The sequence below is a fragment of the Testudinibacter crocodili genome (assembly GCF_006228025.1).
GTDB lineage: Bacteria > Pseudomonadota > Gammaproteobacteria > Enterobacterales > Pasteurellaceae > Chelonobacter.
Window position 1 is genome coordinate 1 of the sequence record NZ_VDHF01000142.1, and the last position, 593, is coordinate 593.

Below are 593 nucleotides of genomic sequence, written 5' to 3' on the forward strand. Positions count from 1 at the left end.
TTTCCCTACGCTGACTTGCCCAGTGCCTTTTCTCACTAAACAAGCCTCTTTCGATTGTCGATTGCTCGACCTCTCGAATACTCAGCTCTTACGTCCTCTCGAACGCTTGAGTTCTCTTCAGTTTTTAGCTTGTGTCCAAATTTTTAAAGAACAAATCGATCTTTCAACCAATAGTCAATCCTCTTAACCGCACTTTATGTTTTACCTCATAAAGTATTGGCTAAGAAAACTCACTATTCATCAATAAACCCTTATCAGCGATACATCATCTATTCATGACGTTTTATGATAAGTTAAAGTCTGGTGGAGCTAAGCGGGATCGAACCGCTGACCTCCTGCGTGCAAAGCAGGCGCTCTCCCAGCTGAGCTATAGCCCCTTCCTTTTTCCCGTATTGAGCCAGTCCTAATCACTGGTCCTAGAAACTTCAACCAAGGATTTTAGCAAAATCAGATTGAAATCGAGAAGCGCAGTGTGCAAATCGCACATGAGCATCGTAGATATTCAAGATGATGAAGCTAAAAGCCAATTCGCTTATTCAAAAGCGATTTGAGGTGAGAAACGCAGTATGCACTGGCATATGAGTATCGCAACC

1 protein-coding gene and 1 tRNA gene are annotated in these 593 nt (G+C 42.7%); one reads left to right on the forward strand and one right to left on the reverse strand.

The window, feature by feature from the left end; translation table 11 throughout:
• Nucleotides 1-187 (forward strand): hypothetical protein (locus tag FHQ23_RS12650; protein WP_267963712.1); only part of this gene is annotated, 187 nt, incomplete at its 5' end.
• A 114-nt stretch (nucleotides 188-301) separates the two neighbouring features.
• Here FHQ23_RS12650 and FHQ23_RS11850 read toward each other — a convergent pair.
• Nucleotides 302-377: transfer RNA gene (locus tag FHQ23_RS11850), tRNA-Ala, on the reverse strand.
• Nucleotides 378-593: the final 216 nt, after the last annotated feature.